Source organism: Microbacterium sp. NPDC006705 (assembly GCF_044903545.1).
Taxonomy (GTDB): Bacteria; Actinomycetota; Actinomycetes; order Actinomycetales; family Microbacteriaceae; genus Microbacterium; species Microbacterium plantarum.
This window is the reverse complement of sequence record NZ_JBJDQQ010000002.1, coordinates 72,186-90,959: the sequence shown is the minus strand read 5'-3', so window position 1 is coordinate 90,959 and position 18,774 is coordinate 72,186. Positions and strand designations below refer to the sequence as shown.

Here is an 18,774-nt window from a genome sequence, read left to right as displayed (position 1 = left end):
GTGGTGGTGACCCGAGTCACGACTTCCACCCGGCGAGCAGTGACCGCCGGAATGAGCGGGACTGACCCGAGGACGATGCTCAGCCAAGGGCCGGCTTCTAGCTTTGCGACATGACCTCCTCACCGGCATCCAGCGCCGCACCTTCGGGCGACTTCGTTCATTCACCGGGCCAGCCCCGACTCGGTGTTGGCCCGGTCGGCATCATCGTGAGAGCAGTCGTCGCGGTCACGATCCTGATGGCGGCAAACCTCCTGGCGGGGGTGATTCCCGCCGTTGTGGTTCTGATTCCGGGGGCGGCGGAGGTCTTCGGCGGTTCGTCCCCGTGGGGGTTCGCGCTCGCCGCAGTCGTGCAACTATCGGTGCTCGGATTCGTCCTACTCGTGCTGCGCATCTGGATGACCACGGTCGAGCGCGCACCCCTGCGAGCCACGGGCTGGAGCTGGCGACGCAGTTCGGGCCTGTGGCTTGCGCTCGGCATCGGAGTCTCCGCGCTCACCGTGGTCATCGTCTATGCAGCGCTTCCGGCGATCGGCCCCGTCCGAAACGACGAACTTCCCGGCGGAGAACAGGATGTCGTGCTCGTAAGCGCGCTACTGATCATCTATTACCTCGGGCTCGCCTTCGTGCAGCAGTCACTGCCCGAGGAACTGCTGTTCCGTGGATGGCTGCTCTGGCGGCTGCGTGACCGCCCCGTCTTGGCGATCACGGTCACCACGCTCGTCTTCACCGCCATCCACCTGGTGTCCCAGGGCGGACAGCAATCGGTCGCGGAGCACGTGCTGTACCTCGCGCTTCCGCTCGGCTTCTCCCTGCTCGCCGTCGGACTGCTGCTGTGGACCGGGTCGCTGTGGGCCGCCGTCGGCGTGCACGGAGGCTTCCACGTCGGCAACTACATCGCCGTGGCGGCGATGCCGGAAGTGGATGCCGTCAGCTCGTGGCTCGCGATCGGGGGAGTGCAGGCGGTTATCGGGGTCGCGTTGACAATCCCCGCACTTCGAGGCGGAAGGGTATTCGCGTGACTGGCGAGGTGCTCGATAGCCGGTAACGTCCCTAGGGACGCACTGGGGCGTTGATTTTCATCTGGCGAGACGAATGTTTGGAACACCTGGGCGCGTTCGCTCGACCACATGACAACGCCACAGGCGCGGGCAACTGATCGAGTAAGTCGATGGTCTGGTGTGACGTCGAGATAATGGCGCAGACCGGACCGCGCTGCGTACGCCCATCGAAGGCCGACGGGGTACCGAAGCGCCGGGCGTTTAAGCTCAACTGAGTCGATCCGCTCGACATCGACATCTGGGGGTCCCATGAAAACTCGTCCTGCTATCGCAGCGCTGATTGCCGTTGCCGTTCTGTCCCTCGGCGCGTGTTCGGCGGGTGGCGAGACGCGCCCTGACGCGTCCTCGACGACTCCGGCGATCGAGGTAGAAGAGGCTATCGCGACGGTCGACATCCGTCTCCCGCGCACCCTGATCGATCAGGAGGGCGTGCTCGCGGACGAGCAGATCGTCGACGCCGCCGAGCAGGAGGGCATCTCGGCAGTGATCGACGGCGACGCCGTGGTTTACACGATGACGCGAGCGCAGCAGGCGGACATGCTTGCGCAGATGCGTGCGTCCGCGCAGACAGCCGCGGACGGTTTGGTTGCGGATGAGACGAATTCGGTCACAGCGGTTGAGATCGATGAGGCGATGACATCGTTCAAGGTCCACGTGGATGCCGAACGGTACGGCGCGCTCGAGAGCCTTCTCGCCCTGGGTTTCTACATCCAGGGCGCACTGTTCCAGCAATTCAGTGGCGTCGGTGCCGACGACGTCGACGTGGTCGTGGACTTTGTGGACGATGCAACCGGGGAGGTACTGGACAGCGGTTCCTACGAGGACATGCGTCAGCGCATTCAGCAGTGAGTCACTCGCATGCGCGACTACCACGGTAGAGCCGCTGCTGGATCGGGTCCGCCAGCGCAGGTTTGTGCCGAAGGGCAGCATGGTCAGGAAAGCGAAGGTTCTCGTCGCCGCTGACCCCGAGTCGATGTCGGGCAAGGCAGGGCACGCGCGCTTGGTGGATTCTGATCATCAACGGAGACGGACTCGAAACACTGCTCGGGCTGACAGGGAGTGACCGGCGATGATGGGCGAGCGGCGTCACGCGGGGTTCACCGAGCTGTCGCCGATCACTCGGAATCGCACGCGTCTCCCGCGGCGGGCCGGTCGCCTGCGCCTCGTTTTCACCCTCTGCGCGATATTCGGCGCCGCGCAGTTCCTCGTTCCATTGATCGCCCGCGTCGCATTCAACGGTGGTCGCGTGTGGCCCACCGACGAGGGGCACTCCGTGTGGGGGTCGGTGATCGAGGGCCACGTGCTCGGCGTTCCGGCGTGGCTGACGATCGCGACCGGCGCCGTCGGGATGGTCGCTGCCGTGGCGTATGTGCTTGGCAGCCGCCGCGACGCCGGCGCGGACGCCCCCCTACGTGAGCCTGGTCTCGCTGCTGATCTTCGGCGGCTTTCCGTGGGCCATTGCCGCCCTCGACACGGACCCGACCAGGATCGTCCGCACGCCCGGGCCGGAAGGGTATCCCATCGGATGGCACTGGGCGCTGTCGCCGGTCGCGGCGGTGGTGCTGGCGGTCGGCATCGTCGTGTCCCTCCAGTCGCGCGGGAACGCCCGCGGCGCCGGAGCACAACGCTGAATCTCCGTGCCGAGTTGGGCGCGCCCGCCTCGCCGGTTGGCTAGATCCTGCTGAGTCCGACGGGCGCCGGTTCCCGGCGGCGCCGGCGGGACGGGATCACCTGACCACGCGTCAGCGGCGGAGGCTCCGGGCGGCGATCAGATCAAGGACGAACAGCGCCGCTCCCTGCAGCACGATGGCCAGGCCGTGACCGCGCGCGTCGGCCGGCCGCAGGCGGCCTCCGAGCGTCGGCGTCCGAACGGCGAGAAGGGCGCCTGCGGCGACGTAGCCGATATCGAGCGCGGCGTTGACGAGCAGTATGCGGCGCAGGATCCGCGCCCGCGGGACTCGATCCCTCCCTCGGGTGACCGCCGCGAGCATGAGGTCGATCGCGCCCCACATCAGGGTCTGCACCCCGAACCCGCGCGTGCGTCGCGGGAGCGCGAGCACCCCGCCGACCAGGACGGATGCCGTGCCCCACCGTGTCAGCCGATGGACGACGGTGCTGGTCACGATGCGCGCGGAGCTCACGCACCCATCATGGTGTGGCGAGGCCACGGCATCCCACCCCTGTCGTCCCACCCGCCGGCGACCTAGACTCGCCGTACCATCAGAGCGTCAGCGTTTCAGCACGCGCCGCCCCGCCATCTTGCGTACGACCTCGAGCAACCCGGGGGCGTAGTCGCCCCACGAGTCGGTGACCTTCGAGACGTCGATCTTGCCGGTGTGCACGTTCTCGCACAGACGCAGCCAGGCCTCGCCAGTCGCGGCAGTCAGGGCGAAGGCGACTCCGGCGTTGATGACGCTCCCGGCGCCCGGGATGAGCTTGAGGAAGCTCCGCGCCAGCGCCTGTCCGCTGATCTGGACGCCGAGCTGGGCGAGGGCTCCCGCTGACATCATCGTCGTGAGCTCGAGGTCGTAGATCGCGGCGATCCGGCCCATCATCGCGAGCTGGATCGGCGCGAGAACCACGGCGTCGGCAACCGGAACGGGAACCGCCGCGGCTCCCGCTGCGGCTCCTGCGGCGCCGGTGATGACGGGGCGGGCGAGTTCCCTCTTCCACGGAAGTTTGAGTCTCTGCGCGATGCGAAAGGCGTCCTTCTCGTTGTCCGGCGAGAGGGTCAGGGTCTCCGCCACGAGCTCACCGAGGCCGTGCCCCTTGCCCTTCCCGTGCTTGCCGGCGGTCGAGGTGAGGACGACCCGCTGGATCGGGATGTGGATCGGCTGCCCCTCGCCGTCGACGGGGTCTTCGAGCCACTCCTGGAACTCGGTCACGTCGTCCGGAGCGCTGCGTTTTCCGGTGATCGGGTTCTTCGACCAGTCGACCTTCGTGAGCACGAGAATGACCGGAAGCCCCGCGGCATCCAGCTCGCGGATCATGTCGATGTCGGGCTGCGTGAGCCGCGGCAGCTGCGAGAGCACGCAGTACCAGACGACGGAGACCTGCTCGATGGCCGGGCGCTCGGAGATGGTGCGGAGGTGCGCTCGCAGGATGTCTGCCGGGGGAGTGGCGGATCCGATCTCGAACCCTTCGATGTCCCAGATGCCGAGGGACGTATCGCTGTAGTACTTCACGCCCCGCGTGACGGGCAGGCCTTTCCCGACCTTCGCGAGGTCGCGACCGAACACCGCGTTGACGAGCGACGACTTGCCGACTCCGGTGCCGCCGATGACGGCGAGGTTGAAGCGCCCGTACCGCGACTTTGCCTCGGAGTTCGCCTCGATAAACGCCCGCTCATCGGCCGCCGAGGCTTTCGGCGTCTCCTTGTCACGCTTGTCAGTCACAGGTCGATCATCCCTCGTCCTGCTCCTCTGAAGCGCCGATCCGATTTCGACGTCGAAACCGGCGGTGTCAGACCTCTCGTACTCGCTCGGACGTGATGAGTCTTGAACTCTGCGAGGCAACCGAGTGCGTCGTTCGCGCGCAGATCGAGGATCGCGAAGCGCCCGGCTGCCGAGCTCGTTATGGACGCGCGCGCTCGATCGCGTTGGTGAGGTATGAGAGCCTCAAGGCCAGCGCGTACTTCCGTTCGGCGGGTAGCGAGCTCGGGTCGCGAAGCGCCACGGCGAGGTCCGCGGAGTCGAGCTGCGCGAGCAGAGCGATGTTCTCGAGAGTGAGATGGAACTGCGTCGTCAGTCCTTCGAGGATCGCCCGCAGACGCTCGTCGTCGCCGATGTCGAAGCCCTGAAGGATCTGCGACGCGAGGACCGACAACCGGGTCGTCTCGTCTGCGGAGAGCGGCTGAAGATCCGTCCTGACACCGTAGGTGTCCTTTTCAGAGCCGGTGAGGAAAGCTTGAAGCGTCGCGGTCGGCGTCTGGGTGATGGCCTCGAGAGTCGTCTTGGAAATGCGCCCGTCAGCGACGGCACGGCTGAGTTCCTCGGCGGTATTGAACATTTGAGCGGCCACGGTCAACTCCTTCGATCGGCATGGGCAGAGCGACGGTGGCGGGAGGAGGCAGGCTCATCCCGCCACCGGTGTTTCGGATTTTATCCCGTGTATGTGTAGAGCGTGTAGTTCGGGACAACGGTGGCAACCGGCACTCCCACGAGGAATGCCGTACCGGTCAGCGCTCCGGAATACCGATGACCGCGCAGACGGCTAGTCGGCACCGAACCGGAGAACCCAGACACGATAGTCGTGCCGCCCGAAAGGCCATGACTCACGTCGGTGACACTGAACGAACCGGTGAAAGACGTCGCCGGAATCGACATAGAGATGCTGTAGTGAAAGCTGCCACCCGAACCGGTCACCGTCAGCGTGCCCGCGTCGCCCGGGTACACCGCGTCGGGCGTCATCTGGCCCGGCACCGAGGGTGAGGCGACTCGCTGCAAGGTGAAGGTCGCTGTTTCACCCTCTCGGAGCGTGTAAGCTCTCCCGTCCACTTCCAGGAGATACTCCGCTGCGCCGAAGCGTTCGCTCGCGTTCGCAGCGGATGCCGTTGTGCCGAGCGAGAAGAATCCGATCAGCATGACCAGGATCACACCGATCGGACGCCTGCTGCGGGCCCCGCGCTGAGATGCCATCGATCTAGCGTTATTCGCCCTAGATCCCGGTGCAGTCGGCTCTTGCGTTGCCGTGCTCATGATCTTTCCCTCCACATGGATGAATCGTCGACGCCGGCTCAGAATGCAGCCGATCGCTTTGTACTGTTTGGTCACCCGGAGGTTCCTGACAGCGTGTGCTCGACGCGGCCCGCCGAGCCGTAACTTCCGAGGAGACAAGAAGTCAAGTGTCAGGTTTGGCGTCTTCGGCAAACTGCTCATAGGGGTGCAGGGAGGTCACATGCCACAGGCGTTCGCTGCTCTTTACGAGGCCCACTCTCGAGTCGTCGAACACTACATCCGTCTGCGCGTCGACGACGTGGACTTAGCGCAGGATCTGACGGCGGAAACTTTCACCATCGCATGGGAGAAGTACTCCACCGGCACTGCGATCACCAGGGGATGGCTCCTGAAGACGGCTCGAAATCTCATCGGTAATGAGTACCAACGACGAGCGCGTGTCAGGGAGCGAACGCAACGTTTGGTCGCAGCGCAACTCGTTGTAGCGCAACACGAGATCGATGACATAGCGGACGTGGAGCTGAAGGCCGCGATAGCGCGGCTGCGGCCAGCAGATGCGCTTGTATTGAAGCTCACCTACTGGTGCGGTTTGCCCGCCGCTGAGGCCGCGCAGTTCCTCGGCTGCACAACGGTCTCGTACTGGCAACGTCTAGCGCGTGCTCGTGCGGCGCTACGTGCAGAACTCGGGGCGCCCGGGACGGCCGTCCTCTAGTCATGTAGTCGAACCGGCGCCGGAGTGCACAGTCCCGTGGCGCCCCCGAGCCGCGTCAAAGGAGACGCTGGCGTGTCCGGCGGAGGAAAGGAGCGGCCATTCGGGGATGATCTCTCCTAAGCGCGAATCCGACGCCGACCCGCCCCGCGCCGGCCAGGGGGGAGCGCTCGAGTAGCCTTTCCTCATGCCGGATTCCACCCCGATCACCGACGTCTCGATCGGGAGCGACGGCATCCGCCTCGGCCAGTTCATGAAATTCGCGGGCCTGCTCGACTCGGGTGGCGACGTGAAGGAAGCCATCATCGATGGCTACGTGACGGTCAACGGCGAGGTCGACCGCCGACGCGGGCGACAGCTGCAGACGGGTGACGTCGTCACCTATGACGGGCGCTCCGTCCGCGTGCAGCCCTGACCGTGGATCACGGGTTCACGTCCCGTTAGGCACAAGGCCGACACAGGCACCGACCCGGCGCCCACCCCACCAGGTGGAAGAATCGTCCGGTGACCGCAACTCTCGTCGCTCAGGGCCTCGCCGGCGGATACGGCCACCGCACACTCTTCGAGGGCGTCGATCTCACCGTCAGCCCGGGTGACGTCGTCGGTGTCGTCGGGGCCAACGGTGCCGGCAAGTCGACGCTTCTCCGCATCCTCGCCGGGCGCGATGCCCCTCAGGCGGGAACCGTGAGTCTCGCTCCAGCCGACGCGTTCGTCGGCTGGCTGCCGCAGGAGCACGAGCGCGTCGAGGGCGAGACCGTCGCCGCGTACATCGCCCGCCGCACCGGGTGCGCGGAAGCGACGGCGGAGATGGATGCCGCGGCATCCGACCTCGGCGATCCCTCGGTCCCCGGCGCCGACGACCGGTACGCCACGGCCCTGGAACGCTGGCTCGCGAGCGGCGCCGCCGACCTCGACGAGCGCCTGCCGATCGTGCTCGCCGACCTCGGGCTCGAGCTCGACGCCGACGGCACCCACATGACATCTCTTTCGGGCGGTCAGGCAGCGCGCGTCGGACTCGCCGCGCTGCTGCTCTCGCGCTTCGACATCGTGCTGCTCGACGAGCCGACGAACGACCTCGACCTCGACGGGCTCGAGCGACTCGAAGCGTTCGTGCGCGGCCTGCGCGGGGGAGTCGTGCTGGTCAGCCACGACCGTGAGTTCCTCGCGCGCAGCGTCACCCGCGTGCTCGAGCTCGACCTCGCGCAGAACTCCCATCGCATCTACGGCGGCGGCTACGACGCCTACCTCGAAGAGCGGGCGACTGTGCGGCGTCATGCGCGCGAGAAGTACGACGAGTTCGCGGGCAAGAAGGCCGACCTCGTCGCTCGGGCCCGTGTGCAGCGCGAGTGGTCGAGCCAGGGCGTCCGTAACGCGATGAAGAAGAATCCCGACAACGACAAGATCCGCCGCAAGGCCGCGACGGAGTCGAGCGAGAAGCAGGCGCAGAAGGTGCGCCAGATGGAGAGCCGCATCGCCCGGCTCGAAGAGGTCGAGGAGCCCCGCAAGGAGTGGCAGCTCGAATTCACGATCGGTGCTGCGCCGCGGTCGAGTTCCGTCGTCTCGACGCTCAACGGCGCGGTCGTCCGGCAGGGGGCGTTCACGCTCGGACCGGTCTCGCTGCAGGTCAACGCCGGCGACCGTATCGGCATCACCGGGCCGAACGGTGCGGGCAAGTCGACGCTGCTGCGCACGATCCTCGGTCGGCAGGCTCCCGACGAGGGATCGGCCGGACTCGGGTCGAGCGTGAGAATCGGCGAGATCGACCAGGCCCGCTCGCTGCTCGTGGGCTCACGTCCACTGGCCGACGCGTTCGAGGCTCTCGTGCCCGAGATGGCGTCGGGGGAGGTCCGGACGCTGCTCGCGAAGTTCGGTCTCAAGGCCGATCACGTGCTGCGCCCGGTCGATGAGCTGTCGCCGGGGGAGCGCACGCGCGCCGGTCTCGCCCTGCTGCAGGCGCGGGGCGTGAACGTCCTGGTGCTCGACGAGCCGACCAACCACCTCGACCTGCCCGCGATCGAGCAGCTCGAACAGGCGATCGAGTCGTACGACGGCACGCTGCTGCTCGTCACCCACGACCGGCGGATGCTGGATGCCGTGAGCACCAACCGCCGCTGGCACGTCGAGGGTGGCCGCGTCACCGAGGCCTGAGACCGCCCGCGCCCGCGGCGTGACGGTGCGCCGCAGTCAGACCGTTGCCGGCTACTCCGTCTGAGCGCTCCACTGCGCCCGCAAGACGCTGACGACATCGTCGAGCCCTGTGCCCGCGCGGAGCGCCTCGTCGGTCAGCTCGCGGATGCGCTTGAGCACGCTGTGGGGGAGCACCGCGGCCGATTCGGCGACGCGGGTTCCGGCGGCGGTGCGGCTGACGACGAGCCCTTCCTGCTCGAGCAGCTTGTAGGCCTTCGCGACGGTGCCGGGTGCGACGCCGAGGTCGGCGGCGGTCTGACGGACGGTGGGCAGGCGCTCGTTCGCCGCGAGCATGCCCGACACGATGAGCCCGCGCAGCTGCAGGTAGATCTCCCTTGACGGAGTGCTCTCGTCGGTGGCGGACAGTGCCCGGGTGATGGTCATCGGGCGTACCCGACATCCGTGCCCGATGACCGGGGCGCGGGCGAAGCCGGAGCGACGGCCGAGGCGTGATCGGCGCGGGGCACGAGCGACCCTCCGACGACGAGGAGCATACAGAGCGCCACGATCTCGACGATCGGTGCGGCTCCGCCGGCGATGGCGGCGAGCTCCGCGTAGCGCCAAGCGACGTCGTACGACGTTCCGCCGCTCGCATCGTCGATCGTGAGTGTCGTCACCGAGCCCGCGTTGCCGACGAGACGCCACGCTGCCGCCAGAGCGAGCAGGCATGCCCCGGTCGCCAGCCATACGATCCCGCCCGCGGTGCGGCGTCGGGCCGCGCGTTCGATCGCGACGGTCTCGGGTCGAAGGAACGAACGCACCGCATTCCGGTCGAGCGCGCGCCACACCACGAGCAGCAGCAGCCCGAGGCCCACGAGAGCCGGCACGCCGTAGACCCATCCGTAGAACGAGACGCGGAGCGGGTCGACATCCGCAGCGTTCGGGATGGGGATGACGAGCCAGAGCCAGTCGCCCTCACCGTTCGGCGACGACGCGATTCCCGCTGCGACCGTCGTTGCGAGGAGCGCGAGGCTCGTCACCGCGAGAGCGGTGAGCGCGACGGGAGAGCTGAACGACAGCCACGATCGGCGCACCGGCGGCGACACGGGATGCTCGGCTGCGCCCGACCCGCGCGTGAGGATGAAGGCGAGGGCCACGGCGACGCCGGCGAAGGCGACCGCCAGGGGTGCGGCGACGCGCCACCACGACGTCCCGGATCCGTCCCAGACGTATCCGCGGAAGAGGAACTCGAACAGGAAACCGAGGGCCACAGCGACCCCCGCGATGCTCAGCGACACGTGCTCACCGGCGTATCGCCGGCGGAGGGACGTTCGACGTTCTCCGGTGAACCCCGCACCGCGCTCGGCGGCGTGACCTGTGTTCGCTCGGATCGCCACGACGGTGGCGGCGGCGACGAGCCCGAGGACGAAAGACATCGGCGGCCACGACGCGATCGCGCCGGTGAGGTCGAGCGGGCCGAAGGTTGCGAGGGAATGGGTGAGCATGCACGTCGCCTTTCGCTTGTGCCTCAGATGTGGAACAAAATGTATCAGATCGTCGGTACAAGAGTTCGCAATCACGGTTGACAAGTCCGCGGCAGCAACCTAGGTTGCTTACATGGAATCGACTCAGATCGCCGGCGTCGCCGCAGACACGCGTGATCCGCGCGCGGGCCTGCGCGCCATCGCCTCGCTGCGCTCCCTCACGGAGCGCCTCGAGCTCGCGCAGGTGGAAGCAGGCCTGCGCGCCGGCATGAGCTGGCAGGAGATCGCCGAAGCACTCGGCGTCTCGCGCCAGGCCGTGCACAAGAAGTACGCCAAACGCATCGACCCGACCATCGACATCCCGAGGAGAACCCGATGAGCAAGCTGACGGTCGCGACCGCGACGATGTACGAGCTCTCCCTCGCGGGGGCGGAGGAGGCATCCCGTCTCGGCGAGCAGAGCGGTGACATCGACCACCTGCTGCTGGCCCTCACGATCAGCGAACAGGTCGCGGGTCAGGTTCTGCGCGCGCTCGGTGTCGACCTGGAACGCACGCGCGCGGCGGTCGAGCAACAGCACGCCGATCAGCTCGCTTCGCTCGGCGTGCGGGCCGCGGCGTCGGGCCCGGGGCGCATCACCTTCCACGAGCGCGGCGAGTTCGACTGGAACGATCGCGCTCTCGACGTGCTGCGGCGCGCGGCTAAGGGCGGGAAGCGCGGAGACGCCGCAGCGGTGCTGCGGGAGCTCGTTCAGGAGGGGAGCGGACTGATCGAAGCGATCCTCCAGCGGCTCGGCACGACGCCACAGCAGGTGCGCGAGCTTCTCGATCAGGCGGAGCGGTATCCCGCGCCGCCGAACCGGGCAGCCGACAACGGCCGTTCGATCTCGGGCGCCGGTGCTGCGCACGTCACCGCACCCGTCGCGGAGGTGTGGGCTCTGCTCAGCGACCCCGCCCGGATGCCGGAGTGGGACCTCGGGTTCGGCCGGGTCGACGACCTGCCCGACGACGTAGCTCTGGGCGCCACCTGGACCGCGTATGCGCTCGAGACGGCACCGAACGGCAAGCCGCAGCGGATCAACTCCGAGCGTCGACGCGCTCGCATCGAACTCGTCGAGAGCGAGCCCACGACGGCGATCGAATGGATCACGACCTGGCCCGACTCGCCGACGTCGAACAAGCGCCGGATGAGGATCGAGCTCGAGCCTGCGGCCGGCGGCACGCGCGTCGTGATCCGAGCGGCGTGGGAGCGCATGAGCTCGCGGCGAGGAATCCCGTTGCTGCGGTGGGCCATGCGACCCTTGTACAGCTTCATGATCTGGCTGCAGATCTCGCAGATCGGTGGATCGATCGGGCGCGTGTTCCGATAGACGCCGGGGTGTGGGAACCGACGAGCATCGCGGTGGCGGACGACACGGATGACGGCAGCGATGCGCGCAGCCTGCGCCTCACCTACCGGTAGCGTCGGGGGCGATGAGCAGTTCCTTCGCCGAAGTACCGGTCCTCCCTGTCGTCATCCCCTTCGGCATCGTCGTCTTCGCCATCCTCCTGACAGTGTTGTGGGCTCGACGCAGCTGCTCGCCACCCCGTGCGGCTGTCACCGCGGCGGTCGCCGTCTACGGCGCAGGCATCGTGGGCAACACGATCTTCCCGATCTTTCTCGACAAGCCCGTTTCGGGCGCTCCGTGGACGCCGGGTTTGGCGCTCATCCCGTTCGCCGACTACGAGCTCGACGACGCGCTGATGAACATGCTCGTCTTCGTGCCGCTCGGCATCCTGGTCCCGCTCATGCTCGCTCGGCCGACCTGGCTGAAGGTCGTCGCTGCGGCGGCGATCACAAGCCTGACCGTGGAGTCACTGCAGCTCCCGGCGCAGGCCTTCTTCGCCGGCGGACACATCGCCGACATCAACGACTTTCTCTCGAACGTCGCCGGCGGTGCCCTCGGCTACGGCCTGCTGCTCCTGCTCGCGCGTGTTCCCGCGCTCGCCCGGCTCATCGACCTCTTTCGCTGGAACCCGCGCCGACAGGATCGTCCCGAGGACATCGAGACGGCCGCCACCCGCGGCTGAGGCCTCACCGTCCCTAACGCTTCTCGTCCGGCTTGGCGGGCCCGCGACGATGGGGGCGCGACAGTGCAACACGGCCGCCGAGTACGCCCGGGATCACGAGGTCGTCGAGTCCCGGGTCGACCGCTCAGCCTGCGAACGGCACGAGAACCCGCGGCGCGCGCACGTGTTGCGCCGACGCGATCTCCGCGCGCCCCGCAACCCGATCGGCTCGTACCCGGCTGTCGACGAAGAAGCCCGTCTCGCCGTTCCACGGCAGGATCTCGATGCGCAACGGGCGACCGGCAAGCTTCAGCACTGCGAGGTCGAGCTCCCACGTGCGGCCGTACCAGAACTGGTCGGCGACGAGCTCGTCGCCGATGTAGGCGCGCGCAACATCGCCGAACCAGGTGAGGCGCAGCACGCTCGCGGCATCCTCCTCGAGGGCGAGCTCGGACGGATCGATCTCAAAGACGGCCGCCCGCTCCCATTCCGCTTCGAGGGGCGCGCTGAAACGGTTCGCGGTGCCACCCCGTCGAAGCTCCGGGGCGCCCGAAGCCTCACGGACGGACCGCACGGCCACCGGTGCTTCGCCGTCGACGGGCGCCAGCGTGAGTCGTGAGAACACACCGGCACGCTCGGCGCCGTCGAGCGCCGGGATCGTCAGGATGTCGGCCGCCTCGCTCCAACGCTCGAGAAGAAGGCCGTCGCGGGTGAAGATAAGCCCACCGTCCCACAGCGCCACGACACGCCGGTCGTCCACCTCGCCGGCCCAGACCCGGGCGCTCGAGTCCGGGTCGAGGACGACCAGCCGGGTGGAGCCGACCGTGATGACGCAGTCGGGCCCAGGCGCCGCCGTCGGCACCCAGCGTGCGCCCTGCGGCGTCTCGATCTCCTGGGCGCCCGAAACGGCAACACCGGCGTCGACGCGCAGGTCGAGCTCGACGTCGATGCCCGCGGTCGTCCCGAACACCACGACGAGACCCTCGGCGGTGTCGATGCGCGTGATCGGCTGCACGGTGCCCGACAGGGCCGTGACGTCGCCGTAGGGCTGCGCGATCGGCCAGAACGCCGCGGCCCCGGCCGGCAGATCGATGGGCGAGGACGGGAACACCGAGCCGTCCGGCAGTGTCAGCTGCACGTTCGACAGGGCCGGGAGCGCGGCGGCGGCGGGCTGGTGGTTGTTCACGAACACGTATCCGCGGCCGTCGGCGACGCGCACGGCCGAGCGGACACCGGCATCCTCGATGTCGGTGAAGACAGCCGGCAGTTCCAACAACTCCGCTCCCCACTCCTGCAGGAACAGGTGCTGGGTGCGCAGCAGGTGGTAGTGCGGCCGAAGCGTGCCCGCTGCTCCGATGGGTGCGAAGAAGTCGTAGTCCTTGCGCGGCAGGTCGTTCGGATACGCCGTCGCCTGCGACTCCTGCATCCCGCTCAGCCGCCCGTTGACCTGCGTCGTGCCGTGGTAGACGTAGTAGCCCTGCCACGCCGAACGGCTGCCCAGCTTGGTCAGCGCAAGCGCGGCGATGTCGGCGGAGTCGACGTGGGGGCGGCGGTGGTAGGCGACGGCCATGCCGCCGCCGAGTTCGCACGTGATGAACGGATACCGATGGTCGTCGCGACCGTCGGTCTCGGGGGCGTTGCGCACGTCGGCGCCGACGCTCAGGTCGTCGCGCACGTCGCTGAAGATGAAGTGCATCCGCGAGAACGCGGGCAGCTCGACATCCGATTCCTCCCAGAAGCCGTCGGAGTAACCGGCGTAGACCGAGATGAGCTCGTCCTGCGGAACCTGGGCGCCGCCCCACCCCGTGGCGACCCAGAACGGCGCGGTCATACCCACCGATTCGGCGAGCCGTCGCAACGTGGCGAGGTGCTCGGGCTGGTCGTAGAGCTCGTTGTCGACCTGCACCGCGATGATCGGCGCGTTGGGAGCATCATCCGATCGGAACTGTCCCCGCAACTGACGCTCGATATCGGCGTACCAGTCCTCGACGAGGTCGAGATAGGCGGGGTCGTTCGTGCGATGCCGCACCGGCAGAGCCTGGAGCCAATCGGGGAAGCCGCCGTTGCGGGCCTCGCCGTGAGCCCAGGGGCCGATCCGCATGACGACGTTCATCCCGACGCGTCCGGCTGTCTCGACGAACCGGCGCACGTCGAGGTGGCCCGTCCAGCTGCGCTCGCCGCGGATCTCTTCGTGGAGGATCCAGATGAGGTAGGTCGCGACGGTGTCGATGCCACCGGCCTTCATTTTGCGCAGCTCGTGCTCCCACCGTTCGGGCACATCGCGGCTGAAGTGATACTCGCCCATGACGGGGAACCAGCGCTCGCCGCCCCGGATGAGCGATGTCGCATCGATCTCGAGGCCGGCACCGCCCTGACGCGTGACGGGGGCTGCGGAGGTGGAGCGGGAGATCGTGGGCATGCGATCGACGATACGGGCGCCGCGCCGGTGCACATCAGCACAATGCGCGCGCTGACATGGACGTTCCTGCGGTGTCAGCCCTTGTGCTGTGCGCGGTAGGTCGTGGGGTTGACGCCGTGCACCCGGCGGAAGTGACGCGAGAAGTACAGCGGATCGGCGTAGCCGACAGCGGTGGCGACGTCGGCGATCGGAAGCTCGGTGGTGTCGAGCAGCTCGCGGGCGCGCGCCATCTTGACGCCGGTATGGAAGGCGCCCGGTCCGCCGCCCGTCGCCCGGCGGAACAGCGCGCTGAGATGCGAGGGTGACATGCCCACGAGGTCGGCGAGCTCGGCGACCTGGATCGACCCGTCCACGCGGGCCTCGAGGTAGCGCATCGCCCGCTCGAGCGGCGAGCCATCGGCCGGCAGCACGCTGTCGGCCTCGATGCGCGTCAGCAGATGCCACGCGAGACCGGATGCCGAGAGCAGGTGCGCTTGCGAGAGGCGGCGCTCCAGCAGTGAGACGATCTCGTCGAAGAGCGCCGACACCCGGTCGACCGATCGCAGACGCGTCAGCGGGCGAGGGGCGCCGAGCATCGAGGACGACAGCTCCGCGACATCTGAACCGCGCAGGTGCATCCACCAGATCGTCCATGGGTCGGTGTGGGAAGCCTGATAGACGTGCGATCGATGCGGCGGGATGATCACGCAGGCGCCGCGGGTGAGCGCGTGCTCCTGTCCATCGATCGACACGGTGCCGGAACCGGAGACGCAGAGGATGATGATCGTCTCACTGGCGCCGTGCGCACGGACGCGGCGGTGCCCGGCAGCGGCGGGGAAGTAGCCCGCATCCGTCACCGTGAGGCGACGTGTTCCCGGCCGATCGAGGGCGATGTCGACCTGCGGACGCGGAACGACCACGAGGCGCTGATTCTCGAACCCATCGATCCGGTCGTGCGGCCGGATGCGTGGCTGATCCTGGGCCTGGTTCGCTGATTCGTCCATGTATGTCCTCGTTCTCACCATATTCCCATCGCGGCGGCGCGCATAGCGTTGCCCCAGGCGTCACCGACGTCGCCCCCTCCGCCACGCCGAAACGGAAAGGTCAGCGATGACCCTTCATCACCCCGCACCGTCCGATCCCCGCCCCGCCGGCGGCCCCGAGAAGCTCGTGCTGCCCGAGGGCGACGCCGACCTCGCGTCGGACATCGCCGCCGGCCGTGCGGTGGCGTGGAGCGAGTCGGTCGAGATCCTGACCTACGAGGCGGGTACGCCGAGCCCGTACCCGATGTTCCTCGATCAACGCGTCTATCAGGGGTCCCGCGGCACCGTGTACCCGCTCCCATTCACCGAGTCCGTCGCCGACGAGCCGGTGCGCCGTTCGTGGCAGGCTGTGCACCTCGAGAACGCGTACGTGCGCGTCATGGTGCTCCCGGAGCTCGGCGGACGCATCCACATCGGGTTCGACAAGACGACCGGATACGACTTCTTCTACCGCAACAACGTCATCAAGCCCGCGCTCGTCGGGCTCGCCGGCCCGTGGATCAGCGGGGGAGTCGAGTTCAACTGGCCGCAGCACCACCGGCCGGCGACCTACCTGCCCGTCGAGACCGTCATCGAGCATGACCCCGACGGCACGGCCACGGTCTGGTGTCACGACCACGACCCCTTCGCGCGGATGTCGGCGCAGCACGGCATCCGCCTGCGCCCGGACAGCTCGGTCGTCGAGCTCGTCGTGCGGCTGCACAACCGGACCAAGGAGCGGCAGACGTTCCTCTGGTGGGCGAATGTCGCCGCGCGTGTCGGCGACGACTACCAATCGTTCTTCCCCGAGGACGTGCGCTACGTCGCCGATCACGCCCGTCGCGCGCTGACGGCGTTCCCGGAAGCGGATCGTCCCTACTACGGCGTCGACTACCCCGAGCGGGCGGCAGCTGAGCCCGGGACCGACCGCATCGACTGGTACCGCAACATCCCGGTGCCGACGTCTTACATGATCGTCGACTCGAACGAGGACTTCTTCGGCGGATACGACCACGGTGCCGACGCCGGCTTCGTGCACTGGGCCGAGCGCCGCGTCTCGCCGGGCAAGAAGCAGTGGACGTGGGGCGATGCGCCGTTCGGCCACGCCTGGGATGCCCAGCTGACCGACGACGACGGCCCCTACGTCGAGCTCATGGCCGGGGTCTACACCGACAATCAGCCCGACTTCAGCTGGCTCCTGTCGGGCGAGACGAAGACCTTCACGCAGTACTGGTACCCGATCCCCGCGATCGGACCGGCGTCTCAGGCCACCCCGGATGCCGCCGTGCACGTCGACCGCAGCGACACCGGCATCCGCGCCGCCGTCGCCGTCACGCGACCGCAGCGTGGCGCAACGCTGCGCATCATGTCGGGCGCTGACGTCATCGCCGGGCGCACCGTCGATCTCCGTCCCGGCGACGTCGCGGAGCTGTCGGCCGATGCGCCCGGTGAGACGGATGCGGGCGACCTGCGGGTCGAGCTGACCGACGCCACGGGTCGCCTCCTCGTTCGATGGGCGCCGGTCGCGGTCGCCGACGACGAGCCGTGGGTGGCCGAGGAGCCTCCGCTCGCCGAGCAGATCGACTCGGTCGACGAGCTCTATCTCACGGGTCTGCACCTCAGCCAGTACCGCCACCCGACCCGCTCCCCGCTGCCGTACTGGAACGCGGCGTTGCGCATCGATCCGGGAGACGTGCGCACGAACCTCGCAGTCGCCGACCTCGACTACCGGGCCGGACGCTACGACGCGGCTCTCGAGCGGGTCGAGCGCGCGCTGACCCGACTGACCCGGCGCAACGCGAACCCGATGGATGCCGAGGCCTTCTATCTCCATGGCCTCGTGCTGCAGCGCCTCGGGCGCCGCTGCGAGGCGGAGCGCGCCTTCGGCAAGGCCGCCTGGGACGGCACCTGGGCCGCTGCGGCCGGCTTCGCGCTCGCGCAGTCGCTCGCGGAGCGCGCGCAGCACCGCGCAGCTTTCCGCGTGCTCGACGAGCTCGACCAGGTCGCCGGCCACGATGCGCGCCGTGCCGCCCTGCGCGTCATCCTGCTCCGTCGCGCCGGCGACGAGGATGCGGCCGCCGCGGTGCTGACCGCCGCCCGGGCGCTCGACCCGCTCGACGCGTGGCTGCGTATTCTCGACGGCGCAGAGGTGGCAGATCCCGGCATCCTGCTGGATGTCGCCCTCGATCTCCGCGACAGCGGTGAACGTGACGCGGCCGCCGCGCTCTTCGACCGGGTCGCCGACGCTGATCCCGGGCTCGCCGCGAACCTCTGTGCCGTCGCCTCGTACATGGCGGCGCAGCTCGCCGACACGAGCGGCGCCCCCGCGCGCGCTGCCGCCGAGCGCGCCCGCGCTCGTCGCTCCGACCTCACCCGAGCATTCCCGGCCGGTCTGGACGCCGCCGACGCGCTGACGGCGGCTCTCGAGGCCGACCCCGACGATGCCGTGGCGCATCACCTGCTCGGCACGCTCCTCTACGCGCACCATCGCCGGACCGAAGCGAGCGCGCACTTCGCGCGCGCCCTCGAGCTGGGCGACGCGACTCCCGTGCTTCTGCGCAACGCCGGCCTCGCCGCGTACAACATCGACGCCGACGATGAGCGCGCCTGGCTGCTCTACGAACGGGCGGTCGAGGCCGCGCCGGGCGATGCCCGCCTGCTCTTCGAGCGCGATCAGCTCGCGACTCGACTCGGGCACAGCACGGGTGAGCGTCTCGCGCGCCTGCGCCCGCTCGAGCATGTCGTGCTCGGACGCGACGACCTGACGATCGCCTACGTGACGCTGCTCGTCGCCGAGGGTGACGCGAAAACGGCGTACGAGATCCTGACCACGCGATCGTTCCATCCCTGGGAGGGCGGAGAAGGGTTGGCGATCGCCGCCTGGGACGCCGTTCACGACGCCCTCGGGATGCCGCCGGCCGAGCCCCCCGCGACGCTCGGCGAAGCGCGCAGCCCGTACACGGCACCGGTCGCGCGACACGACGACGGGGTCACCGACTACTTCGCCACGAGCCTTCCCGAACTGCTGCTCTTCGTCCGAGAGCCGGCATCCGACCACCGTCACGATGCGTCGTTTCGTCCATGAATGCCAGCGATTCGCCCATCGTTCGAGGACCGGGTCCGACCTAGCCTGAGGCGCAGGTTCGATGTCGAACCGAAACCGCACCACACCCGGCGATGTCGATTCCCGGTCCTGTCGCACGCACCACCCGATCATCCGGCGCGCCCTGCACCGAGCCGCCGGACCTCACGA

The 18,774-nt window shown here is 68.5% G+C and carries 18 protein-coding genes; 10 read left to right on the top strand and 8 right to left on the bottom strand.

The window, feature by feature from the left end; genetic code table 11:
* Positions 1 to 110: 110 nt before the first annotated feature.
* From ACI2K6_RS10980 to ACI2K6_RS10970, 3 genes are all read left to right on the top strand, one after another.
* Positions 111 to 1,019, top strand: a complete 909-nt coding sequence (locus ACI2K6_RS10980; protein ID WP_404568639.1) for a lysostaphin resistance A-like protein — start codon at positions 111 to 113, stop codon at positions 1,017 to 1,019.
* Positions 1,020 to 1,307: 288 nt separating this feature from the next.
* Entirely contained in the window at positions 1,308 to 1,907 is a 600-nt protein-coding gene (locus tag ACI2K6_RS10975) for a hypothetical protein (protein ID WP_404568638.1), read from the top strand.
* 563 nt (positions 1,908 to 2,470) lie between these two features.
* Positions 2,471 to 2,689, top strand: coding sequence for a hypothetical protein (locus tag ACI2K6_RS10970; protein WP_404568637.1), 219 nt, complete (start codon positions 2,471 to 2,473; stop codon positions 2,687 to 2,689).
* 111 nt (positions 2,690 to 2,800) lie between these two features.
* Here the strand turns inward: ACI2K6_RS10970 and ACI2K6_RS10965 are convergent, their stop codons facing one another.
* The 4 genes from ACI2K6_RS10965 to ACI2K6_RS10950 all read right to left on the bottom strand — a co-directional run bounded on the left by ACI2K6_RS10965 (position 2,801) and on the right by ACI2K6_RS10950 (position 5,830).
* Complete coding sequence (locus tag ACI2K6_RS10965) at positions 2,801 to 3,199, bottom strand: DUF6992 family protein (protein ID WP_404568636.1); 399 nt, start codon at positions 3,197 to 3,199, stop codon at positions 2,801 to 2,803.
* 87 nt (positions 3,200 to 3,286) lie between these two features.
* Entirely contained in the window at positions 3,287 to 4,453 is a 1,167-nt protein-coding gene (locus ACI2K6_RS10960; protein WP_404568635.1) for a DUF697 domain-containing protein, read from the bottom strand.
* A 178-nt stretch (positions 4,454 to 4,631) separates the two neighbouring features.
* Entirely contained in the window at positions 4,632 to 5,078 is a 447-nt protein-coding gene (locus ACI2K6_RS10955; RefSeq protein ID WP_404568634.1) for an HTH domain-containing protein, read from the bottom strand.
* Positions 5,079 to 5,158: 80 nt separating this feature from the next.
* A complete protein-coding gene (locus ACI2K6_RS10950) occupies positions 5,159 to 5,830 on the bottom strand; it encodes a hypothetical protein (protein ID WP_404568633.1) in 672 nt (223 codons plus the stop codon).
* 124 nt (positions 5,831 to 5,954) lie between these two features.
* Here ACI2K6_RS10950 and ACI2K6_RS10945 point away from each other — a divergent pair, with 124 nt between their 5' ends.
* The 3 genes from ACI2K6_RS10945 to abc-f all read left to right on the top strand — a co-directional run bounded on the left by ACI2K6_RS10945 (position 5,955) and on the right by abc-f (position 8,591).
* Entirely contained in the window at positions 5,955 to 6,446 is a 492-nt protein-coding gene (locus tag ACI2K6_RS10945) for an RNA polymerase sigma factor (RefSeq protein ID WP_404568632.1), read from the top strand.
* 184 nt (positions 6,447 to 6,630) lie between these two features.
* Positions 6,631 to 6,858, top strand: coding sequence for an RNA-binding S4 domain-containing protein (locus tag ACI2K6_RS10940; RefSeq protein ID WP_404568631.1), 228 nt, complete (start codon positions 6,631 to 6,633; stop codon positions 6,856 to 6,858).
* A gap of 89 nt (positions 6,859 to 6,947) precedes the next feature.
* Positions 6,948 to 8,591 (top strand): ribosomal protection-like ABC-F family protein, encoded by a 1,644-nt coding sequence (gene abc-f / locus ACI2K6_RS10935; RefSeq protein WP_404568630.1) that lies wholly within the window; start codon positions 6,948 to 6,950, stop codon positions 8,589 to 8,591.
* 51 nt (positions 8,592 to 8,642) lie between these two features.
* Here the strand turns inward: abc-f and ACI2K6_RS10930 are convergent, their stop codons facing one another.
* Positions 8,643 to 9,014: a GntR family transcriptional regulator gene (locus tag ACI2K6_RS10930; protein WP_404568629.1), complete on the bottom strand. Its 372-nt coding sequence runs from the start codon at positions 9,012 to 9,014 to the stop codon at positions 8,643 to 8,645.
* Entirely contained in the window at positions 9,011 to 10,075 is a 1,065-nt protein-coding gene (locus tag ACI2K6_RS10925; protein ID WP_404568628.1) for a hypothetical protein, read from the bottom strand. The genes ACI2K6_RS10930 and ACI2K6_RS10925 overlap by 4 nt, the downstream gene beginning before the upstream one ends.
* 112 nt (positions 10,076 to 10,187) lie before the next feature.
* On the opposite strand from ACI2K6_RS10925, the gene ACI2K6_RS10920 reads away from it, so the two are divergent.
* The 3 genes from ACI2K6_RS10920 (at position 10,188) to ACI2K6_RS10910 (ending at position 12,122) form a co-directional block, all read left to right on the top strand.
* A complete protein-coding gene (locus ACI2K6_RS10920; protein ID WP_274178602.1) occupies positions 10,188 to 10,433 on the top strand; it encodes a helix-turn-helix domain-containing protein in 246 nt (81 codons plus the stop codon).
* Complete coding sequence (locus ACI2K6_RS10915; protein ID WP_404568627.1) at positions 10,430 to 11,422, top strand: Clp protease N-terminal domain-containing protein; 993 nt, start codon at positions 10,430 to 10,432, stop codon at positions 11,420 to 11,422. Before ACI2K6_RS10920 ends, ACI2K6_RS10915 begins: the two co-directional genes overlap by 4 nt.
* A gap of 103 nt (positions 11,423 to 11,525) precedes the next feature.
* A complete protein-coding gene (locus tag ACI2K6_RS10910) occupies positions 11,526 to 12,122 on the top strand; it encodes a VanZ family protein (protein WP_404568626.1) in 597 nt (198 codons plus the stop codon).
* 124 nt (positions 12,123 to 12,246) lie between these two features.
* Here ACI2K6_RS10910 and ACI2K6_RS10905 read toward each other — a convergent pair whose 3' ends face one another.
* Positions 12,247 to 14,520, bottom strand: a complete 2,274-nt coding sequence (locus tag ACI2K6_RS10905; protein ID WP_404568625.1) for a beta-galactosidase — start codon at positions 14,518 to 14,520, stop codon at positions 12,247 to 12,249.
* 74 nt (positions 14,521 to 14,594) lie between these two features.
* Complete coding sequence (locus ACI2K6_RS10900; protein ID WP_323985981.1) at positions 14,595 to 15,503, bottom strand: AraC family transcriptional regulator; 909 nt, start codon at positions 15,501 to 15,503, stop codon at positions 14,595 to 14,597.
* Positions 15,504 to 15,609: 106 nt separating this feature from the next.
* On the opposite strand from ACI2K6_RS10900, the gene ACI2K6_RS10895 reads away from it, so the two are divergent.
* Positions 15,610 to 18,606, top strand: coding sequence for a DUF5107 domain-containing protein (locus ACI2K6_RS10895; protein WP_404568624.1), 2,997 nt, complete (start codon positions 15,610 to 15,612; stop codon positions 18,604 to 18,606).
* Positions 18,607 to 18,774: the final 168 nt, after the last annotated feature.

What these genes read in the sequence shown, in the direction of transcription:
- ACI2K6_RS10925 (WP_404568628.1), bottom strand. Translation starts at nt 10,075, where the DNA reads ATGCTCACCCATTCCCTCGCAACCTTCGGCCCGCTCGACCTCACCGGC.
- ACI2K6_RS10980 (WP_404568639.1), top strand. Translation starts at nt 111, where the DNA reads ATGACCTCCTCACCGGCATCCAGCGCCGCACCTTCGGGCGACTTCGTT.
- ACI2K6_RS10915 (WP_404568627.1), top strand. Translation starts at nt 10,430, where the DNA reads ATGAGCAAGCTGACGGTCGCGACCGCGACGATGTACGAGCTCTCCCTC.
- ACI2K6_RS10940 (WP_404568631.1), top strand. Translation starts at nt 6,631, where the DNA reads ATGCCGGATTCCACCCCGATCACCGACGTCTCGATCGGGAGCGACGGC.
- ACI2K6_RS10975 (WP_404568638.1), top strand. Translation starts at nt 1,308, where the DNA reads ATGAAAACTCGTCCTGCTATCGCAGCGCTGATTGCCGTTGCCGTTCTG.
- ACI2K6_RS10930 (WP_404568629.1), bottom strand. Translation starts at nt 9,014, where the DNA reads ATGACCATCACCCGGGCACTGTCCGCCACCGACGAGAGCACTCCGTCA.
- ACI2K6_RS10920 (WP_274178602.1), top strand. Translation starts at nt 10,188, where the DNA reads ATGGAATCGACTCAGATCGCCGGCGTCGCCGCAGACACGCGTGATCCG.
- ACI2K6_RS10945 (WP_404568632.1), top strand. Translation starts at nt 5,955, where the DNA reads ATGCCACAGGCGTTCGCTGCTCTTTACGAGGCCCACTCTCGAGTCGTC.
- ACI2K6_RS10910 (WP_404568626.1), top strand. Translation starts at nt 11,526, where the DNA reads ATGAGCAGTTCCTTCGCCGAAGTACCGGTCCTCCCTGTCGTCATCCCC.
- ACI2K6_RS10905 (WP_404568625.1), bottom strand. Translation starts at nt 14,520, where the DNA reads ATGCCCACGATCTCCCGCTCCACCTCCGCAGCCCCCGTCACGCGTCAG.
- ACI2K6_RS10900 (WP_323985981.1), bottom strand. Translation starts at nt 15,503, where the DNA reads ATGGACGAATCAGCGAACCAGGCCCAGGATCAGCCACGCATCCGGCCG.
- ACI2K6_RS10895 (WP_404568624.1), top strand. Translation starts at nt 15,610, where the DNA reads ATGACCCTTCATCACCCCGCACCGTCCGATCCCCGCCCCGCCGGCGGC.